The sequence below is a fragment of the Salinibacter ruber DSM 13855 genome (genome assembly GCF_000013045.1).
Taxonomy (GTDB): domain Bacteria; phylum Bacteroidota; class Rhodothermia; order Rhodothermales; family Salinibacteraceae; genus Salinibacter; species Salinibacter ruber.
In genome coordinates, this window is the sequence record NC_007677.1 from 2,236,383 (window position 1) to 2,254,021 (window position 17,639).

The following is a 17,639-nucleotide window of genomic DNA, read 5'->3' on the forward strand; positions in this document are numbered from 1 at the left end:
GGCGACTATCCGAAGGACGGTGGGGTGGGGCGCTCGTCGGGATACGCCTTCGCCTGAAGGGCCGTGCTCCGGGCCGCTAGATCGCGGAAGAGGCGGTCGTAGCCCCGGTACCGCCACGCGTTGAGGTACCGGGCGCGAGGGTGCATCGGGAAGCTTCCCGAGGCGGCGAGGGAGCTCAGCCGGTCGAGAAGCCGCTCCACCTCAGTCCGGTACCGGCCCGGGTCGAAGGCGAGCCGCGTGCCCCGCTCTCGGGTCGTTGGGAAGTAGTAGCCGGACGTCCCCACCGTCTCGTCCGTCAGTGTGGAGAGCGCATAGGCGTAGAGCGCCCACTGCAGTTGGGCGCCGTCGGCAACGGGGTCGCCCTCCTCGAATGAAGACGCACGCCCCGTCTTGTAATCCCAGACCGCCAGGGTCCCATCCGGCCGGCGGTCCACCCGGTCGATCCGTCCTCGGAGCGACATCTCGCGCCCCTCGACCGGGATTGTAACCGCCCCGAAGTCTTCCTCCTGGCGTCGATACGGGCCGTAGCCGAACCCGACCTCGTGGTACAGCGGCGCGTGGGTGCGACAGTGCGCCGTCTCGGCCCGCAAAAACACGAGCGCATCCGCCCGGAGCCGGCGAAACGCCGCCTCTTCGACGACGTCGCTCGGGGGCGCGACCTGTTCGGTTTCCGCTTTAAATGCGGCCTGGAGCGTGTCTTCGAGAAGCGGTTCGTGCTCGGCCGCGGGCCGCTCGTCCCCCTCCCGGAGGGTCGTCATGAACGCCTCAAAGGTGGCGTGGAGAATGCTGCCGCGGCGAAGGGCGTTGAGCCAGGGCTCGTCGTCCAGCGCGGGCTCGTCCAGGGGCTCGACGCCCAGGACGTATTTCAGAAAGTACAGATACGGGGTCTCGGCGAAGGTCTCCAGTCGACCCGCCGACATCGGCCCGCCGTTTTCGCGGTCCCGAAGAAAATCGAGCTCCGGATACGTGCCCGCCTCAAGCAGTCCGTCGTGCGCCGTGTACGCGTCGCTCTGGCGGGCCTGTCGCGCATCCTCCCCACGCCGGAGCCAGGGATAGCAGTCGGAGAGCGCGTCGCGGGCGGTGCCCGTCCCCCTGCCCTCACCGCCCCGGTTCCGAAAAGCCGTCAGCCACGCCTCCATGTCGTTGAGGCGGGTGCGCTCGCCGGTCGGCACGATGCCTTCGGTACGCTCGGACTCGACCGTGGGGGCCTCCGCCAGCCGCAGGAAGAGCGGGGAGGGATACCGCTCCTCCCCACTGTCGAGGTCGAAGATGCGGGTATACAGGGACAGGACCCCGGTGTGTCGCGCAAGGGCCTGTTCGTGGTGCCACTGCGCCTCGTCCGAGGCCGAGCGCCGCTCAGGGAGCTCACCGTCCATGGAGTCGCTGAGCGCACGGCGGTCCGGGTCGCGGAGCATGGCCCCCTCCACCGCCGCCGTGGAGAGCGTGTCGCTATCCATCCCGACGACGTACAGGTGCGAGCGGGCGCCATACCCCGCACTTTCGAGCGGCACGACGTGCGCGGTGCCGGGCCGCGGATGCTCGGCCCGCACGTACTGTCCCTCGAGCCAGCGCCGGAGGAGCGCGGCGAGTTGCGGGCCGGACGCCTCGTAGTCCACCGGAACGCGTACGAGGCGGTCGAGGCGCTGCCAAAGCACGGTACGGCCCGCCTCGTCGAGCGTCCGATCCGCCTCCGGTTTGTCCTCGGGGGGCGGGTCGACGGGCCCGAACCGCTCGACGAACCGCTGTGCCCGCGCCGCCATCTCCTGCACGGAGGCCTCTCGCGGGACGAGGTCCAACAGGGCCTCCACGAGTCGGGCAACGAACCGAAGTGCCCGTCGCCGCTCCCGATCCCGCTCCGGCTCGAGCCCCTGCTCCTCCAGCTCCGCGATGCGGTCCTCGAGTTCCCCAATTGCGGCCCCGAGGGCCTTGGCGTACCCGTCCCGCCCGGGCTCGTAGCGGCGTGCGGCCAGCAGGGTGGCAACCTCGTGGGCTTCGAGGGAACCCGCCCCCGTCTCGTTCTCCATCTCGGAACGCATCCGGTCGATGCGGAGATGCCCACTCCGCAGCATCCGGATCAGGACCGCCGGGTCGAAGTCCTCGGTCACCCACTCCAAGAACGCGAGGAGGGCCGTGCCCGTGCGGGTCTGTCCCGCAGACACCCCGGTCGCGATGGACACCGGCAGGCCCACGCGCGCGGCCCGGTCGGCGATCAGGGAGACGTAGGGCTGCTCCCCCGCCACGGCAATCTCCACCTCGTCGAACGGGACGTCGGCGTCGAGGAGATCGCGGACGAGCGCGTCCACCTCCTTGGCACTCCCGACCGCCCGCCGCACATGAACCTCCTGCACCGTCCCATTTGCCGTTTCACCGGGCGGCAGCGGGGCGTCCACAAAGCGCGCAGCGGCCGTCTGCGGAGGCGGGGCCTCCGGCTGCGGGCGGCCGATCCGGTAGAATGCCTCGGCCCCGGCCCGGACGGCCCGCACAAACTGCTGGGCCTCTTCCGGCAGGTCTACGGCGTCGCACACCGCCACCACGGAGGCCTCTACGGCTGGGGGCGTTGCCTCTCGCACAGATTCGGCAGCCCACCGGAGGACCTGCGCGTCGTCGTAGAGGCCGTGTGCGTCCAGCGCGTCCAGGTATCCCTCGTAGCAGTCCGCCACCACCCGAAACGTCGCCGACGCATCTTCCGTCTGGGCACGCGCCTGCACGTCTGCTAGCGGGGCGCCATTCCGCCGGAGTGTCTCGATGGCCTCGGCCACCGTGTCGGCCAGTTGACGGGGGCCCGGCAATCCGTCGAGCCGCCCTTGACGCTGCAGCTGCTTCAACAGGCGCGCCGCCAGGAACGACCGCCCGCCGACCGGCAGCTCGCGCCGCCCCGACGCCAGAATTCGAGGCTGGGCCACCTGTTCGGCGTGGTGACGCACGATGCGGGTCGAGACCCCGGCCCATCCGTCTGCGTCCCGCGCAAGCGCATCCTCAAGGGCGCGCCCGATCTGCGTCCGGGGCACGAGAACGACCTTCGGCGCGTGGGGGTGGGCGCGGCAGAGGGCCCGGAGCTGGGCGCCCGGCGAGGCAGAAGAAGCAGACACAGCAGGCATGGACGGGGGAGACGAACGCAGAAAATGGTGGGGGCGTCCGGCGAATGCGATGCCACGTACAACCTGCCGGTTGCACGGCACAAAGCAAAGCGGACGGACGGGCAATTCGTGAAACGTGTGGACTCGCATCCAGCACTACCGGTGATCCCGTCCCCGCCACGTCCACGGCGGCACCGGGTCGGGCTGCGCCCAGAGCCCCCGCTCGTTCGCCCGGGCCCGCTGCTCCAGGCGGCGATACCGATCGGCGTGAGGGGCCTGCCGACGGTCCCACCACGCGAGCCCGCGTCGAAGCAGGTGCTCGTTCAGCACGCGATCGTCCATGCGCACCACGAAAAGGGAGCGGCCGTCGGGGCCGTCCGTCTCCGCTCGGGCCCGCACGTCCGTCCGGAAGACGACCCGTCGCACGGCCCGGGCCGCCGCGTCGGCGAAGGGCTGCCCCCGCTCCGGCGCATCAATGCCGTACAGCTCAACCCGCACGATCTGTCCCGTCTCGCGGAGGAGGTAAATGGTGTCTCCGTCCAGCACCCTGTGCCCTTTGCCCACGTACGACTGCCCCCGAGCGAGGAGGGGGCCCCACAGAAGCAATGCGAGGCCCGCGAGCACGCCTCGCCACGCCCACGCGGACACGGACCGGCGGCCTCCAGAACCTACAGCGATAGGGATACGGGTGTGCACGGCCATCGAGCGGCGGGCCTTATCAAAACAGCAGTCCTACGAGTCCGCCCAGGGCCGCCGCGAGCCACACCGCAAGGCTCAGTCGACGCAGCGTCTTCTGTCCCGGCCGGTTCCGGCGCGCCAGCCATCCCCCCACGGCCCGACACGCCATGCCCAGCCCCACCCCTACGAGGACCCAGGTCTCGAACGCGCGGAACGGATCGGTCCAGTGGGGCGAAAGCGCAATCTCCAACGCCAGCGCCCCGAGCAGCAAAGCGACGATCACACTGAACACCCGCCACGACGCCAGGTCCGGGGGCCTCCAGCGGTTGGGCGTGTCCATTCGAGGGTGGGTTGTCAGGAAAATCGTCGGGACCGGAGGAGCACGGGAGGGGCCCTCTCGCCTCCCCATCCCAGCGACGTTATGATCGCATCGGGCAGGTGTCTGACACACAGAGACGCCAAACGATCCCTGTCCCCGTTCAGCCTGCATCATGCCGACGCTCGATGCTCCCCATCCCGGCTCTGGGACGCTGCACGAACCCGCCCCGGAGGCCGCTACGGTGCCGGAGGCACTCGTGCAGGACCTCTGGGCTCAGCAGCGCTTCGACACCGAGGGCCTCAAGACGACCGACGGGGAGCCCATCGCCATTCGCGATCCGGGGCGCCTCAACACCGACGCCGGGCCGGACTTTCAAAACGCCCACGTTCGCATCGGAGGGATGGACTGGCGCGGACAGGTCGAGGTCCATACGACCTCCGGCGGGTGGTTTCGTCACGACCACCACACCGACCCGCGCTTCAACAGCGTGGTGCTCCACGTGACCCTCCACGCAGACATGTGGACCGGGGGCCTTCTGCGGGCCGACGAGTCTGCGCTCCCCGAACTCGCGCTCTATCCGCGCCTCGACACGCCCCTCCGCGAATTGCTCTACTCCTTTCGGACACGGGCCGACGACGACACGCTGCCCTGTGCGTCGCGCTGGGACGAGGTGCCCTCTCCCATCCGCACATCGTGGATCCGCCGGCTCGCCCAGGATCGACTCACCGAAAAACGCGACCACCTGCCGGACCCTTCGGACACGTCCCCGGCCACGATTCTCCATGAACGCCTGTTCGCCGGGCTCGGCTACGCGAAGAACGACGCCCCCATGACGACGCTCGCCCGACGGACCCCGCCGGCCGTGCTCCGCCCCCTCGACACGCCTCCGGAACGCGAGGCGCTCCTCCTCGGAACGGCGGGCCTCCTTCCCGAGCCCGGTGACTTGCTGGAGGCCGACCGCCCCACGGCCGACTACACCATGGCCCTCCGGGACCACTTCCGGCGGCTCCAGGTCCGCCTCGACGTCCGGCCGATGGCCTCGACGGCCTGGACCTTCTTCCGGCTCCGGCCCAACAACTTTCCGCCCCTTCGTATTGCACAGGCGGCGGCGTGGTACGCCGAGGGAGGACTGCTGCACGAGGCTCCGGTCTCGACGCTCCGCACGGCCCTGGGGCAAGACACCCCCGTCGCGACGCTCCGGGAGGCGCTTGCGGCCTCTCCCCCTGCCTTCTGGCGCACGCACTATCACCTCACGAAGCGGGCCGCCGAGCACACCCCCAGTCTTGGCACGTCTCGCCGCGACACGCTCCTCGTCAACGCCGTGGTGCCGGTGCTTCTGCAGGACGCCGATCAGCGCGGGAACGCGGCACAGGCCGACGCGGCACTGGACGTGCTCCGCGCCCTTCCGGCCTCCCAAGACCGCGTGGTCCGTCGCTTTCAGGACCTCGGCACCGACCCCGAGTCGGCATACGACGCTCAGGGCCTCCACGAGCTCTACAAAAATTACTGTTCTGCGGGAGGGTGTCTCGACTGCCAGATTGGCCAGCATCTCCTCGGTGACTGAGACGCCTCCAACCTACTGCACCCCGATCCATAGAAGGCGACGCGCAAGGCTTTCCAAGACGTCCAGTCGCCCGTGCTCGTTCGCATCGTTCAGATGACGTTCGCTCCCGACAAGGTCGATCAGTTCCTGGCCCACTTCGACGAGGCCGCCCCGCACATCCGATCGGTTCCGGGCTGCCGGCACCTTGAGCTCTGGCAGGGCGCGGAGGCCCCCACCGTATGCACCACCTATAGCCAGTGGAAACGCGCGGAGGCACTCGACGAGTACAGGGACAGCGACCTGTTCCGGCGTACCTGGTCGACGGTAAAGCCCCTGTTCGCCGAGCGCCCTCGTGCCCGAAGCTATACCGTCGCCCGCCCGGCGGACGCGATTGATGCAGCCGCTCGGGACGCCACGGATCCGGGACAGCCCTGAGCGCTCACCTTGGATGGAGGCGCCGAGCCCACCAAATCGACCCAAGCGCGCGATAAAGTCAGTGTACAGGTCCCTCAACGGTCGCCGAGGGCCTGCTCCATGCTCAACCGCTCCTCGTCTCGGAGCGACGGGAAGTTGACGGGGCGGATGGTATATCGCCGCTCCGCGTCCGGGGCCGTGGGCCCCACCTGCGTCCCCTGAACGGTCGCGTGCACGGACCGCACCAGGTGTCGGTACTTCTTCATCATGATGTTCTTTTCTTTGACGGTGGCCCCGTACCCGCGCTGAAGCGATCTGTAGGCGCTACTGGCCGAGAGGCGCTCAACGCGGCCTCGTTGGGTCTCCAGTAGGGCCTCATGTTCGTCCAACAGGGCCTGGTAGTCCTCCGCCAATGCCTGGAGGGTATCGGACGCCTCCGCGGCGTCCGCGAGGGTGCGAAAGTCGGCCTCGGCCCGGTCGAGCTCGTCGGCGAAGGCCTCCACCGACCGCTGCATCGCCTGATAGGTCTTCGGCTTGGTGTCGTACCCGCCGTACGTGCGGCACCCACTGGCCAACAGTCCCACGAGGGCGAGCAGGAGTACGAAACGATTTGCGCGTAGCATAACGGAGACGAAGGAAATGTAACGGCACGCAAAGGGATCTACTGTAGGAACGCACGGAGGTGTCCGGCAAAGATGCTCCTTTCGTCGCGTAAACGCCAATTTGCGGCCATTTTCACGTTGGTTTCCCCCAAGCAGGTGCAAACCTGGTGGACCGATGGGGGCCACTCAGGATGAACACTCAGAGAAACACCAAACGTCACGGGGAGGTACGCTGACACGGAACGATAAGATGAATGGCCCCACCACTCGACCGTCTCGCCCACGGGGGACTGCCTTTATCGCCCTCCCTCAGCGGCAGAGCCCGCAGGACGACCTTCCTTGTCCCGCCGGACATACGCTTTCCGATCAGCTTTTCCCGCCCATGAGCGAACAGACGGCCCGACTCGTCGAGCGCCTCCGCACCCGTCTTCGCCGGGCGACGCGACGCATGTCGTGGGCGCAACTCGCCTTTGGGGGCGCCCTTGCCGGGGGCACGGCGGCCGCCCTCTGGCTTCTCGCCGCCACGCTGGAGGCGGCGCTGTGGCTTCAGCCCAGCCTCCGAACCGGCCTGCTTCTTCTTGCCGGCGCCGTTCTGCTGGGCATCGGCGCGGCGTTCATTGCCCGTCCGGTGGGCCGCCTGCTTGGACTGCTCGACGGCCCGTCCGAGAAGGACGTCGCCCGGACGGTCGGCGAGCACCATCCAGTGGTGGCCGATCGGCTGGTAAACCTGCTGCAGCTGGCGGAGGGCCAGCGGTCGCACGCCCCCGCCCCGTACGTGGACCAGGCCGTCCAGCACCTCGCCGACCAAATCGACGAGGTGCAGTTCGACGAGGTGGCCGACTTCCAGCCAGCACGGCGGGCCGCCCGGTGGGCGTTGTTTCCGGCCCTGGCCGTCCTGACGTTTCTCCTCGCCGCCCCCTCCACGTTCCTCGACGCCTCGGAGCGCCTCCTCGCCCCCCGAACCGAATTCGAGCGCCCGGCCCCGTTTCAGTTTGACGTGCGCCCGGGGGACGCCCAGCTCGTCCGGGGCGACTCGCTCCGCGTCACCGTCCGGGCCACCGGCACCGTCCCCGAGACGGCCACCCTCCTCCTCCGCCCCGCCGAGAACGAATCGCCCCGGCGCGTCGCCATTGAGGCCGACTCGATGGGCACCTACCGCCACACCGTTCCGAACGTACGCCGTCCCCTGCGCTACCGCGTGGCCGCCTCACCGGTCCGCACGGAGTGGTACACGGTGGAGGTGGCCCGGCGTCCTGTCGTCCGACGGCTGCAGCTCCGCGTGAGTCCCCCCGCCTACACCGACCGCCCGGCCCGGGAGCTCGCCCCCAATGTGGGCGCCGTGACGGCCCTTCCCGGCACGGAGGTTACGGTGTCGGCGGCCCTCGGCGGGGCCCCGGTCACGAACGCGACGCTCGACTTCGAAAACGGCCCGGCGCAGTCGCTCACGGTCGCCGACGACTCGGCCACCGGTCGCTTCCGTCTTCGCCGGGAGGACACCTACGCCCTGCGCCTGGAGAGCGCAGGCGGCATTTCGAACCGCGATCCGATCCGCTACGAGGTCGACCTTCAGACCGACGCCCGGCCGTCGGTGTCCTTCCTCAATCCCGGCGATCCCACTGAACTGACGCCGGACCTCACGCAGCCGCTTCGGGTCCAGCTCAGCGACGACTACGGATTTCGGCGGGCGGCCTTGTTCTACCGCCGCACCGACGGAGGGGGTGCAGATTCGTCGTTTTCCTCCATCGACCTCCCTCTCCCCGACGGCCGGGCCGCGGACCAGGTCCTCTCGCACACCTGGCTCCTCGCCCAGGAGAGTGGGCTCGACCTGGAGCGCGGGGACGAGGTGGCCTACTACGTCAAGGCCTGGGACAACGACACCGTGAACGGGCCCAAGGGCGGCCGCACCGCCACCCAGCGGCTCCGCTTTCCCTCCCTCTCCGAACAGTACGAGGAGCTCGACACCCTGCAGCAGAAAACCGGCGAGCAGATGCAGGAGCTCAACCGGCGGTCTAAAGACGTACAGCAGCAGTTTCAAGACCTTCGCCGGGAGGTTCGCCGCACGCGAGAGGCGGACTGGGAGGACCAACGCCAGCTCGAACGGTTGCAGCAGAGGCAACAGTCGCTCTCCCAGAGCAAGTCGAGCCTCTCGCGCCAGGTGGACTCCCTAAACCGCGAGATGCAGCGCAACGACCTGTCGAGCCCGGAGACCAGCAAAAAGTTTCAGGAGCTCAAGCAGACCATCGACGAGATGGAGTCGAAGGACCTGCAGAAGGCGCTCGAAAACATGCGCCAGTCGATGCAGGACCAGAGCTTCCGCCAGATGCAGTCGGCCATGGAGCAGGCCCAGTCGCGCCTCGAGCAGCAGGAACAGCAGCTGGAGCGCACGCTCAACCTGTTCAAGCAGCTGAAGGCGCGGCAGAAGATGGAGGAGCTGAGTCGACGGGCGGAGGACATCCGGAAGCGGGAGGACCAGGTCGCCCAGGAGACCTCCGAGCGCATGGACGCGTCTTCTGATGCCGACTCGACCGGCCAGTCTCAGGAGGACGCCCCCTCGTCGGAGTCGCCGTCCTCGGACTCCACTGCGCCCCCCACCACCGCCTCCGACTCGTCCCGGGCCGATGCCTCCTCGCCAAGTGCCTCGGACTCAACGGGCAGGGCCCGACCCGACTCGCTCGGCTCACAGCGGTCCCCAAACGCCGACTCGTCGGCCAACCCGGAGCTCGCCCGCGAACAGAAAGAGCTGGCGAAGGAGATGGAGACGCTCATGGAGGAGATGCAGGACGCCCAGCAGGACATGAAGGACGTCCCATCGGCCCCGAAGAAGGACCTTCAGCAAATGCGCAAGCAGATGCGAAAGCAGGACCTGCCGGAGCAGATGCGACAGAACAGCCAACAGCTCCGGAAAAACCAGCTCCGGAAGGCCCGTCAGCAGCAGCGACGGCTGCAGAAACGCCTCCAGAGCATGCAGTCGCGGATGTCTCAGATGCAGCAACAGATGAAGGGGCAGCAGCGCCGGATGAACATGACGGGGCTCCGCAGCGCCCTGGCAAACACCCTGCGCCTGTCCAACGACCAGGAAGGCCTGCGCACGACCCTTGAAGGACTGGAGGGGGAGGGCTCCGCCGTTCGTCGCTTTGCCCCTCAGCAGAAGGAACTACAGGACGGCCTCAACCACGTCGCCGACTCCCTGCAATCCATCGCGAACCGGCTTCCGCGAATGTCGAAGGCCGTTCAGGAGAAGACGGGCAACGCGCTGCGGGCCATGGAGGACGCGACCACCGCCCTGGACGCCCGCGAGGGAGACGAGGCCACCGGCTACCAGAAAACCTCGATGATGCACCTGAACGAGTTGGCCCGGCTGCTCTCCGATCTGCTGGACCAGATGAAGCAGCAGCAAAGCAGTGGCGGAAGCGGCAAGATGTCGATGCAGCAGGCCATGCAGCAGCTGCAGCAGACCTCCGGCCAGCAGCAGAAGCTCAACCAGAAGATCCAGAAGTTCCTGAACAAGGCTCAGGGCGAGCGCCTCTCGAAAGACATGCAGGCCCGGCGGAAGCAGCTCGCCAAGCAGCAGCGCCAGATCAAGCAGCAGCTCGACGAAATGAACATGGAGGAGGAGGCGAAACAGAAGTTGATGGGCGACCTGCAAAAGATTGCCGACCAGATGGAGCAGTCCGCCGACGACCTGCGGAGCGGCCGCCACAGCCGAGACCTCATCAACCGCCAGCAGCAAATTCTCAGCCGTCTTCTCAACGCCCAGCAGTCGCTTCGTACGCAGGGCAAGAAACAGAAGCGACGGGGGCGCCAGGCAGACGACGACTTTGATCGGCAGCGTCCCGGCAACCGCCCCGACTCGGAGGCCCCCGACACGCTCCGGCGCGGCCTCATTCGCGCCCTGGAAATGGGATACGACTCGGAGTACGAGGCGCTCATCAAGAAGTACTTTGAGCTCCTCGAACAGCGCGAAGGGGCGGCGAAATAGACGGCGGCCGTTCACCTCGGTCCCTTCCGGAAACTGAGACCCTCAGCTCGCCGACCTCCATCCTGCTCCTCGCGCCGGTGCACCTGGTGGCTCAGCGTCTAGCACCCGCCCCACGGGAGACAAAAACGACGTAGGAGAGGCGAACGAAAATCCACATCGGTGGGCCGCGGGGCTATAGCCCAACCCCCTTCGGTCGTTGGGCACTCAATAGATCCCCCGACCTCACGTCAACGACGACGCCCATCCCCGTCCAACTACAAAAACGGCTCCGTCGACTGACGGAGCCGTTCAGGACAGGTGCTAAAGTCAGTAGCGGGGGCGGGATTCGAACCCGCGACCTTCAGGATATGAGCCTGATGAGCTACCACTGCTCCACCCCGCGGTGTAAAGCACGATCTGGTATTAGCCAAATTCCTTCGGGTTCCGCCGCTTGTCAGTTTCACGGCGATCTAAAATCAGCTCCACCTCGTCTCGAAATCCGACCGGTACCAGATGCTCGGAGCCGCCTCCCGGACTCGAACCGGGGACTTCATCCTTACCATGGATGTGCTCTACCACTGAGCTAAGGCGGCGACTGCAACCTGTGGGAAGAGCGGGAGACGGGATTCGAACCCGCGACGTTCACCTTGGAAGGGTGATGCTCTACCCCTGAGCTACTCCCGCAGGGCATTCTCAAGCGGGTGCACCCAAGCATGTCTCGCCCGGGGCATTCCGCTCGCGATCAAGGTGGGCCGGGGAGGATTCGAACCTCCGAAGGCATAAGCCGGCAGATTTACAGTCTGCTGCGTTTGGCCACTTCGCTACCGACCCGGGCAGGGCGTCCGGCACTCATCCAGCCAGTTGGTCAGCCCGGCGTTGCGATTTCTCTTCTAGGTTTTGACGGCGGAAAAGTTGCCCGGGAGGGGGGCGAATTTCAAATGAAGAGGGCAGCCGGTTCATCGTACGGATCGTCGGGGCCGGTGTCCGCGATCCCTCTGCCGGTGAACTCCGCCTCCGATGAGTGGTTGGAGGGGCCAACTTAGTACGTTGATGTTCTCGATCCGTCTCCCCCTCCACGCATGAGCGTCATCGCGACGATTCTGGCCTACGCGGGCCTCGCGATCGTATCCACCGTCGTCGTCTGGAAAGGCAGCGAGCTTCTCGAATCGTCTACCGAGAAGCTGTCGGGGTACTATCAGCTTCCCCCTCTCGTGCAGGGGTCCATCGTACTGGCGGTCGGGTCGAGCTTCCCTGAACTCTCGACTGCCGTATTGTCCGCCGCCCTGCATGGCGATTTTGAGCTCGGGGTGGCGGCCGTCGTGGGCTCTGCCCTCTTCAACATCTTGATGATTCCGGCCCTTGCCGGCCTGTGGGCGGAGGAGCGGCTGGAGTCGACCCGCGACCTGATCTACAAGGAGACCCAGTTCTACCTCATCTCGATCGTGGTGCTCCTGCTGATGTTTTCCTTCGCCGTCATCTACAACCCCCTCGCGGGTGGAACGGACGCCCAAGTTGGCGGCGTGACTCGGGGACTGGCCCTGCTCCCCCTCGCGCTCTATGCCGTCTACGTATACCTGCAGTACCAGGACACGCGAGACCATCAGCCCGAGGCCCCGCCCGAAGACATCCATCTTCCGAAGCAGGGGACACGCCTCGTGGGATCGCTACTGATCATCCTCATCGGGGTGGAGGGGCTCATCCGGTCGGCCGTGGCGTTCGGCGACATCTTCGGCACGCCGAGCTTCCTGTGGGGCATCACGGTGGTTGCGGCCGGCACCTCGGTCCCGGATGCCTTCGTGAGCATCCGGGCATCCCGGGCCGGCAATCCCGTGACGAGCGTGGCGAACGTGTTGGGCAGCAACATCTTCGACCTTCTCGTCTGCATCCCTGCCGCGGCCCTCGTCGCCGGCACAGTCGCCATCAACTACTCTGTGGGGATGCCCATGATGGGGGTGCTTTCGCTCGCCACCCTGATTGTCCTCCTTACGATGCGATCCGAGATGGTTCTAACCACCCCTGAGGCCTGGGGGCTCATCGCCCTGTACCTGGCGTTCGTGGTGTGGATGGGGGCCGAGACGGTGGGGACGGTTGATCTCATTCCCCACCTTCCCCCGCCGGCCCACACCCCGTGACGCCCCAGGCGAGCGGTCGTGCCGGCGGGAACCGGCGCCTGCTACTCGTCCCCGTCAAAGGCGAGGGCTGCAGAGTTGATGCAGTACCGCTGTCCGGTGGGCTCCGGGCCGTCGTCGAAGAGGTGCCCCAGATGGGCCCCGCACTCGTCACACACCACCTCGGTCCGGCGCATCCCGAGGCTGTGGTCGGACGTCAGATGAACGTTTCCATCCTCCACCACGTCGTAGAAGCTGGGCCAGCCGCTGCCGGATTCAAACTTGGTGTCGGAGTCGAAGAGGGGCGTCTCGCAGACCACACAGCGATACAGCCCATCGCCCTTGTGGTCCCAGTACTGTCCACTGAAGGGCTTCTCCGTGCCCGCCTCCTGGGTCACGTGGTACTGCTCCTCGGTCAGCTCGTCGCGGAGCGTATCGTTCGACGGGCGGGATGAGTCAATTTCGGCCATATCGGCAATGCGGGTTTGAAACGTGATCAGTTCAATGGGGGGCGGGCGCTACGATCCGGAGGCGTCGGCCGACCCGGATGCCCGGCCCTCCCCTGACTCTCCGTCCTCTTCGATCACCGTAGCCTCGTCCGGCTCGTGATCGTCGGCAGATCCATTTTCCTCAGACGCGGCTGCGCCGTTGGTCGTGGGCATGTGGCCAATCTCGTCGGTGTCGCCGTTGACCAGGTTGAGCACATCTTTGCCGGACACCTCTTCCTGCTCGATGAGCATATCGGCCAGCTGGTCGAAGGCCTCATGATGCTCATTCAGCGTGTCGACAGCGCGCTGGAAAGCGTCCTCCGAGATGCGGCGGATCTCCTCGTCAACTTCTCGGGCCGTGTCGTCACTGTACTCGCGTCCCTTCGCAATCTCGTCCCCAAGGAACACGTTACCCTGATCCTCGCCCAGGGAGATGTGCTTGAACTGATCGCCCATTCCCCAGTCGAGGACCATCTTCCGTGCCATCTTGCGGACCTGCTTGAGGTCGTTCTCGGCACCGCTGGTCGCGGTGTCGAAGATGAGTTCCTCCGCCGCGCGACCGCCCATGATGACGGCCAACCGGTCCAGAATGTAGTCGTGCCGGTAGAGATACTGATCCTTTTCGGGCAGCTGCTGGGTCACCCCCATAGCCTTCCCCCGGGGCACGATGGTCACCTTGTGCACCGGGTCGGCGTTGGGAAGCACCGCCCCGACGATGGCGTGGCCCGCTTCGTGGTAGGCCAGCAGCTTTTTTTCTTCATCGTCCAGCACCATGCCGTCGCGCTTGAGGCCCATCATCACCTTGTCTCGGGCTTGCTCAATGTCGCTGTACTGGATGGCGTCGTGTCCGTGTCGACCGGCCAGAAGGGCCGCCTCGTTGAGGAGGTTTTCGAGGTCCGCCCCGCTGAATCCAGGCGTGCTGCGCGCAATCTCCTCCAGGTCTACATCGTCGCTCAGCGGTTTCTCCCGTGCGTGGATCTTCAGGATCTCGTGGCGGGACTGCTTCGTGGGCAGGTCCACCGTGATCTGACGGTCGAAGCGGCCGGGCCGCGTGAGGGCCGAGTCGAGGATGTCGGGCCGGTTGGTCGCCGCCATTACGATCACGCCTTCGTTTTCCTCGAAGCCGTCGAGCTCCGACAGCAACTGGTTCAGGGTCTGTTCCCGCTCGTCGTTGCCGCCGCCGAGGCCGGCCCCCCGCTTGCGTCCGATGGAGTCGAGCTCGTCGATGAAGATGATGGCCGGAGACGTTTCCTTCGCCTCGCTGAACATGTCCCGGACCCGAGAGGCCCCCACGCCCACGAACATCTCCATGAAGTCGGATCCCGATACGCTAAAGAACGGGGCGTTCGCCTCCCCGGCCACGGCTCGGGCGAGCAGGGTCTTGCCGGTGCCCGGCGGGCCCACCAGAAGCACGCCCTTCGGCACCTTGCCCCCAAGCCCCTCAAACCGCTTCGGGTTCTTCAGGAACTTGATGATCTCGCGCAGCTCCTCCTTCGCGCTGTCGGCCCCGGCCACGTCGTCGAACGTGGTGTCCTCTTCGTCCTTGTCGTAGAGCTCCGCCTTGCTCTGGCGGACGGAGAAAAGCCCCTGGCCCTGCGACTGCATGCGACGGAGGAAGATGTATCCCACCCCGAACAGAAGCAGGACGGGCAACAGCCCCATGATGACCAGTCCCCAAGGAAAGCTGCTCTCGGGCTTTGTCACCACGTTCACACCCTGCGATTCGAGCAGGTCCATGAGCTGCTCGTCCCCGAACGAAGGGAGATAGGTCACAAAGTTTTGGTACTCGATCGTATTCCCCTGCTCGGACCGGGTGGCCTGCGACTTGAGCGAGCCGTTGATGGCGTTGCCCTTCACCTCCACACGCTCCACATTCTCCTGCTGCAGTTGCGTGCGGAACTCGCTGTAGCTAATGCGCTCGCCGCCCGACGCCCCCATGCCCCAGTAGCTGTACGCCCACAGGGCAAGCAACGTCCCGGCGATGACCCAGATGATGAGACGGCCTCGGCCGGTTCCCGAGGGCCCTCCCCCGGGCAGCCCGGATCCGTTCTGATTGTCATTCTGAGAAGTTTGGTCAGCCACGTCGACTCAGTCAGTTAGGAATGATCATCGAGGGCTCCCCGGCATGAGGACGTTGCCCGAAGCGCGGAGGTGGGCCCAGAACACTAAGCAGTCCCTCATACACCCGTGGACACGGATTGTGTCCCACCACGGGCCTGTGGGGAATGTTCTTTCATACAAAGAATGTACGTTACACAGACGTTTCGGCGATGGGTCCAGAGATCTCGGTTGCTTCTATTCCTCGGTGTGGATTATTGTGTAAGCCCTTCCATCCCCACCTCTTTCCTGCTCACTGATTGCTCCTCCCCTGATGTCCACCGACATGTCGCCCTCCCCCAACTCCTTCCCATTCGGCCAGGACGTGGTATGGACCCCCGATCCGGACGTCGTCGCCGACTCAAACCTGCGACGGTTCATGGACCGGCACGACCTGGCGGACCTCTCGGCCCTCCGCACACGGGCCGCCTCGGACGTGGCCTGGTTCTGGGAGGCGGTGCTCGACGACCTGGACATCGAGTTTTACGACCCGTACGACCAGATCGTCGATCTCTCGGGGGGCATCGAGCGACCCGCCTGGTGCGTGAACGGGAGCATGAACATCGTCCACAACCTGCTCGACAAGTGGCAGGGCACGCCCGCGGAGGACCGCGCGGCACTGCGTTGGGAGGGGGAAGACGGGGCCACGCGAACCCTGACGTACGGCGAGCTCCACCAGCGCGTCTGTCGCTGTGCAAACGCGCTGCGGGACCTGGGGCTCGGAAGGGGCGACCGGATTGGGCTCTTTATGCCCATGACTCCGGAGATCGTCATCGCGTTCCTGGCGATCGCAAAAATCGGAGGGGTGTTGCTGCCCCTCTTCAGTGGGTACGGGGTCGGCGCACTGGTCACCCGGCTCCAGGGGGCCGAGGCGGACGCCCTCTTCACGGCCGACGGCTTTGCGCGCCGGGGGCGCCCCATCGACATGAAAGAGACCGCGGACGAGGCGGTCGCCCAGTGCCCGACGGTCGAACACGTCATTGTTCACCGGCATCTCGGGCGCGATGACACGCCCATGACGACCGGCCGCGACCGCTTCTGGGCGGATTTCGTGGCGGGGCACGACCCGGAGGCCCGCACGGCCCGCACCGGGGCCGACGACCCGGTCATGGTCATCTACACCAGTGGCACCACCGGGCCGCCGAAAGGGACCGTACACACCCACTGCGGCTTCCCCATCAAGGGCGCGCAGGACATGTACCATCCGATGGACCTGAAGCCGGGGGAGACGATGTACTGGATGAGCGACATGGGCTGGATGATGGGGCCATGGCTCGTCTTCGGCACGCTCACGGTGGGGGCGACCATGGTGCTCTACGACGGGGCCCCCGACCATCCGGACGCCGGACGCCTCTGGCGACTAGTGGACGACCACGAGGTGACGCACCTCGGCGTGTCCCCCACCCTCATCCGCGCCCTCAAGACGCACGGCGACGCGCCCGTAAGGGCGTCCGACCGGTCGAGCCTTCGCGCGATCGGGTCGACCGGCAGTCCCTGGGACCCCGAGTCCTGGTCGTGGTGCTTCGAAACGGTCCTCGACGGCGAGAAGCCGATTCTCAACTACTCCGGCGGCACCGAGATCGCCGGCGGCATCCTCTGTGGCAACTTCCTGGAGCCCCTCAAGCCCGCCGCGTTCTCCGGCCCGGTCCCCGGCATGGACGCCGACGTGGTGGACGAGGACGGCACGCCAGTTCGGGAAGAGGTCGGCGAGCTCGTCCTGCGGGCGCCCTGGATCGGCATGACGCGAGGCTTCTGGGGCGACGACGACCGCTACCACGACGCCTACTGGGACCGACTCGACGACGTGTGGGTGCATGGCGACTTCGCGGCCGTCGACGAGGACGGGCTCTGGTACATCCTGGGCCGCTCGGACGACACGATCAACGTGGCCGGCAAGCGCCTGGGCCCGGCGGAGATTGAGGCGCTCCTCAACGCCCACGGGGCGGTCGCCGAGAGCGCGGCCATCGGCGTGCCCCACGACGTGAAGGGCTCCGAGATCGTCGCGTTCGTGGTGCTGGAGCCGGACTACGACGAAACCGCGGCCCTCCGCGAGGAGCTGATGCAGGGGGTCGTGGACGAGATGGGCAAGCCCCTGAAACCGCGCGAGATTCGTTTCGCCGACGCCCTGCCCAAGACGCGCAACGCCAAGGTCATGCGGCGCGTCATCCGGGCGGCGTACCTCGGCGAAGAGCTCGGCGATACGTCGAGCCTGGAAGACCCGGGCACCGTCGACGCCATCCAGGAGGCGCGGTAGAGCGCCTCCCCTCCGTTCGGTGCCTCACCGGTTCCGGAGACGAACATCCCCCCTTCCCCGCCATATATTCGGATGGGCGCGTTAAGGAATAGTGAACCCGA

11 protein-coding genes and 4 tRNA genes are annotated in these 17,639 nt (G+C 66.7%); 5 read left to right on the forward strand and 10 right to left on the reverse strand.

What is annotated here, in order from left to right; translation table 11 throughout:
* Positions 1-5: 5 nt before the first annotated feature.
* The 3 genes from SRU_RS09525 to SRU_RS09535 form a co-directional block, all read right to left on the reverse strand.
* A complete protein-coding gene (locus SRU_RS09525; protein ID WP_237701701.1) occupies positions 6-3,098 on the reverse strand; it encodes a PD-(D/E)XK nuclease family protein in 3,093 nt (1,030 codons plus the stop codon).
* 135 nt (positions 3,099-3,233) lie between these two features.
* On the reverse strand, positions 3,234-3,641 hold the full coding sequence (locus SRU_RS09530) for a thermonuclease family protein (protein ID WP_237701702.1): 408 nt from the start codon (positions 3,639-3,641) through the stop codon (positions 3,234-3,236).
* A 154-nt stretch (positions 3,642-3,795) separates the two neighbouring features.
* Positions 3,796-4,095, reverse strand: coding sequence for a hypothetical protein (locus tag SRU_RS09535; RefSeq protein ID WP_043552411.1), 300 nt, complete (start codon positions 4,093-4,095; stop codon positions 3,796-3,798).
* A gap of 151 nt (positions 4,096-4,246) precedes the next feature.
* Here SRU_RS09535 and SRU_RS09540 point away from each other — a divergent pair, with 151 nt between their 5' ends.
* Positions 4,247-5,638, forward strand: coding sequence for a DUF2851 family protein (locus SRU_RS09540; RefSeq protein ID WP_013062244.1), 1,392 nt, complete (start codon positions 4,247-4,249; stop codon positions 5,636-5,638).
* A 72-nt stretch (positions 5,639-5,710) separates the two neighbouring features.
* Complete coding sequence (locus SRU_RS09545; protein WP_011404552.1) at positions 5,711-6,052, forward strand: putative quinol monooxygenase; 342 nt, start codon at positions 5,711-5,713, stop codon at positions 6,050-6,052.
* A 74-nt stretch (positions 6,053-6,126) separates the two neighbouring features.
* Here SRU_RS09545 and SRU_RS09550 read toward each other — a convergent pair whose 3' ends face one another.
* The gene (locus tag SRU_RS09550) at positions 6,127-6,654 is read right to left on the reverse strand and encodes a hypothetical protein (protein WP_112904210.1); all 528 of its coding nucleotides are present in this window, start codon (positions 6,652-6,654) and stop codon (positions 6,127-6,129) included.
* A 361-nt stretch (positions 6,655-7,015) separates the two neighbouring features.
* On the opposite strand from SRU_RS09550, the gene SRU_RS09555 reads away from it, so the two are divergent.
* Positions 7,016-10,612: a DUF4175 family protein gene (locus SRU_RS09555; RefSeq protein WP_112904212.1), complete on the forward strand. Its 3,597-nt coding sequence runs from the start codon at positions 7,016-7,018 to the stop codon at positions 10,610-10,612.
* Between the two features lie 310 nt (positions 10,613-10,922).
* On the opposite strand, the gene SRU_RS09560 is transcribed toward SRU_RS09555, so the two are convergent.
* The 4 genes from SRU_RS09560 to SRU_RS09575 all read right to left on the reverse strand — a co-directional run bounded on the left by SRU_RS09560 (position 10,923) and on the right by SRU_RS09575 (position 11,422).
* Positions 10,923-10,994: transfer RNA gene (locus SRU_RS09560), tRNA-Met, on the reverse strand.
* Positions 10,995-11,112: 118 nt separating this feature from the next.
* Positions 11,113-11,184 (reverse strand) — tRNA-Thr (locus tag SRU_RS09565).
* Positions 11,185-11,203: 19 nt separating this feature from the next.
* A tRNA-Gly gene (locus tag SRU_RS09570) sits at positions 11,204-11,275 on the reverse strand.
* Between the two features lie 64 nt (positions 11,276-11,339).
* Positions 11,340-11,422 (reverse strand) — tRNA-Tyr (locus tag SRU_RS09575).
* A 248-nt stretch (positions 11,423-11,670) separates the two neighbouring features.
* Here SRU_RS09575 and SRU_RS09580 point away from each other — a divergent pair.
* Complete coding sequence (locus SRU_RS09580) at positions 11,671-12,723, forward strand: sodium:calcium antiporter (protein WP_011404555.1); 1,053 nt, start codon at positions 11,671-11,673, stop codon at positions 12,721-12,723.
* 41 nt (positions 12,724-12,764) lie between these two features.
* Here the strand turns inward: SRU_RS09580 and msrB are convergent, their stop codons facing one another.
* Positions 12,765-13,169, reverse strand: coding sequence for a peptide-methionine (R)-S-oxide reductase MsrB (msrB, locus tag SRU_RS09585; RefSeq protein WP_011404556.1), 405 nt, complete (start codon positions 13,167-13,169; stop codon positions 12,765-12,767).
* Positions 13,170-13,217: 48 nt separating this feature from the next.
* The gene (ftsH, locus tag SRU_RS09590; RefSeq protein WP_011404557.1) at positions 13,218-15,269 is read right to left on the reverse strand and encodes an ATP-dependent zinc metalloprotease FtsH; all 2,052 of its coding nucleotides are present in this window, start codon (positions 15,267-15,269) and stop codon (positions 13,218-13,220) included.
* Between the two features lie 289 nt (positions 15,270-15,558).
* Here ftsH and SRU_RS09595 point away from each other — a divergent pair, with 289 nt between their 5' ends.
* Positions 15,559-17,538, forward strand: a complete 1,980-nt coding sequence (locus SRU_RS09595) for an AMP-binding protein (protein ID WP_112904214.1) — start codon at positions 15,559-15,561, stop codon at positions 17,536-17,538.
* Positions 17,539-17,639 lie beyond the last annotated feature (101 nt).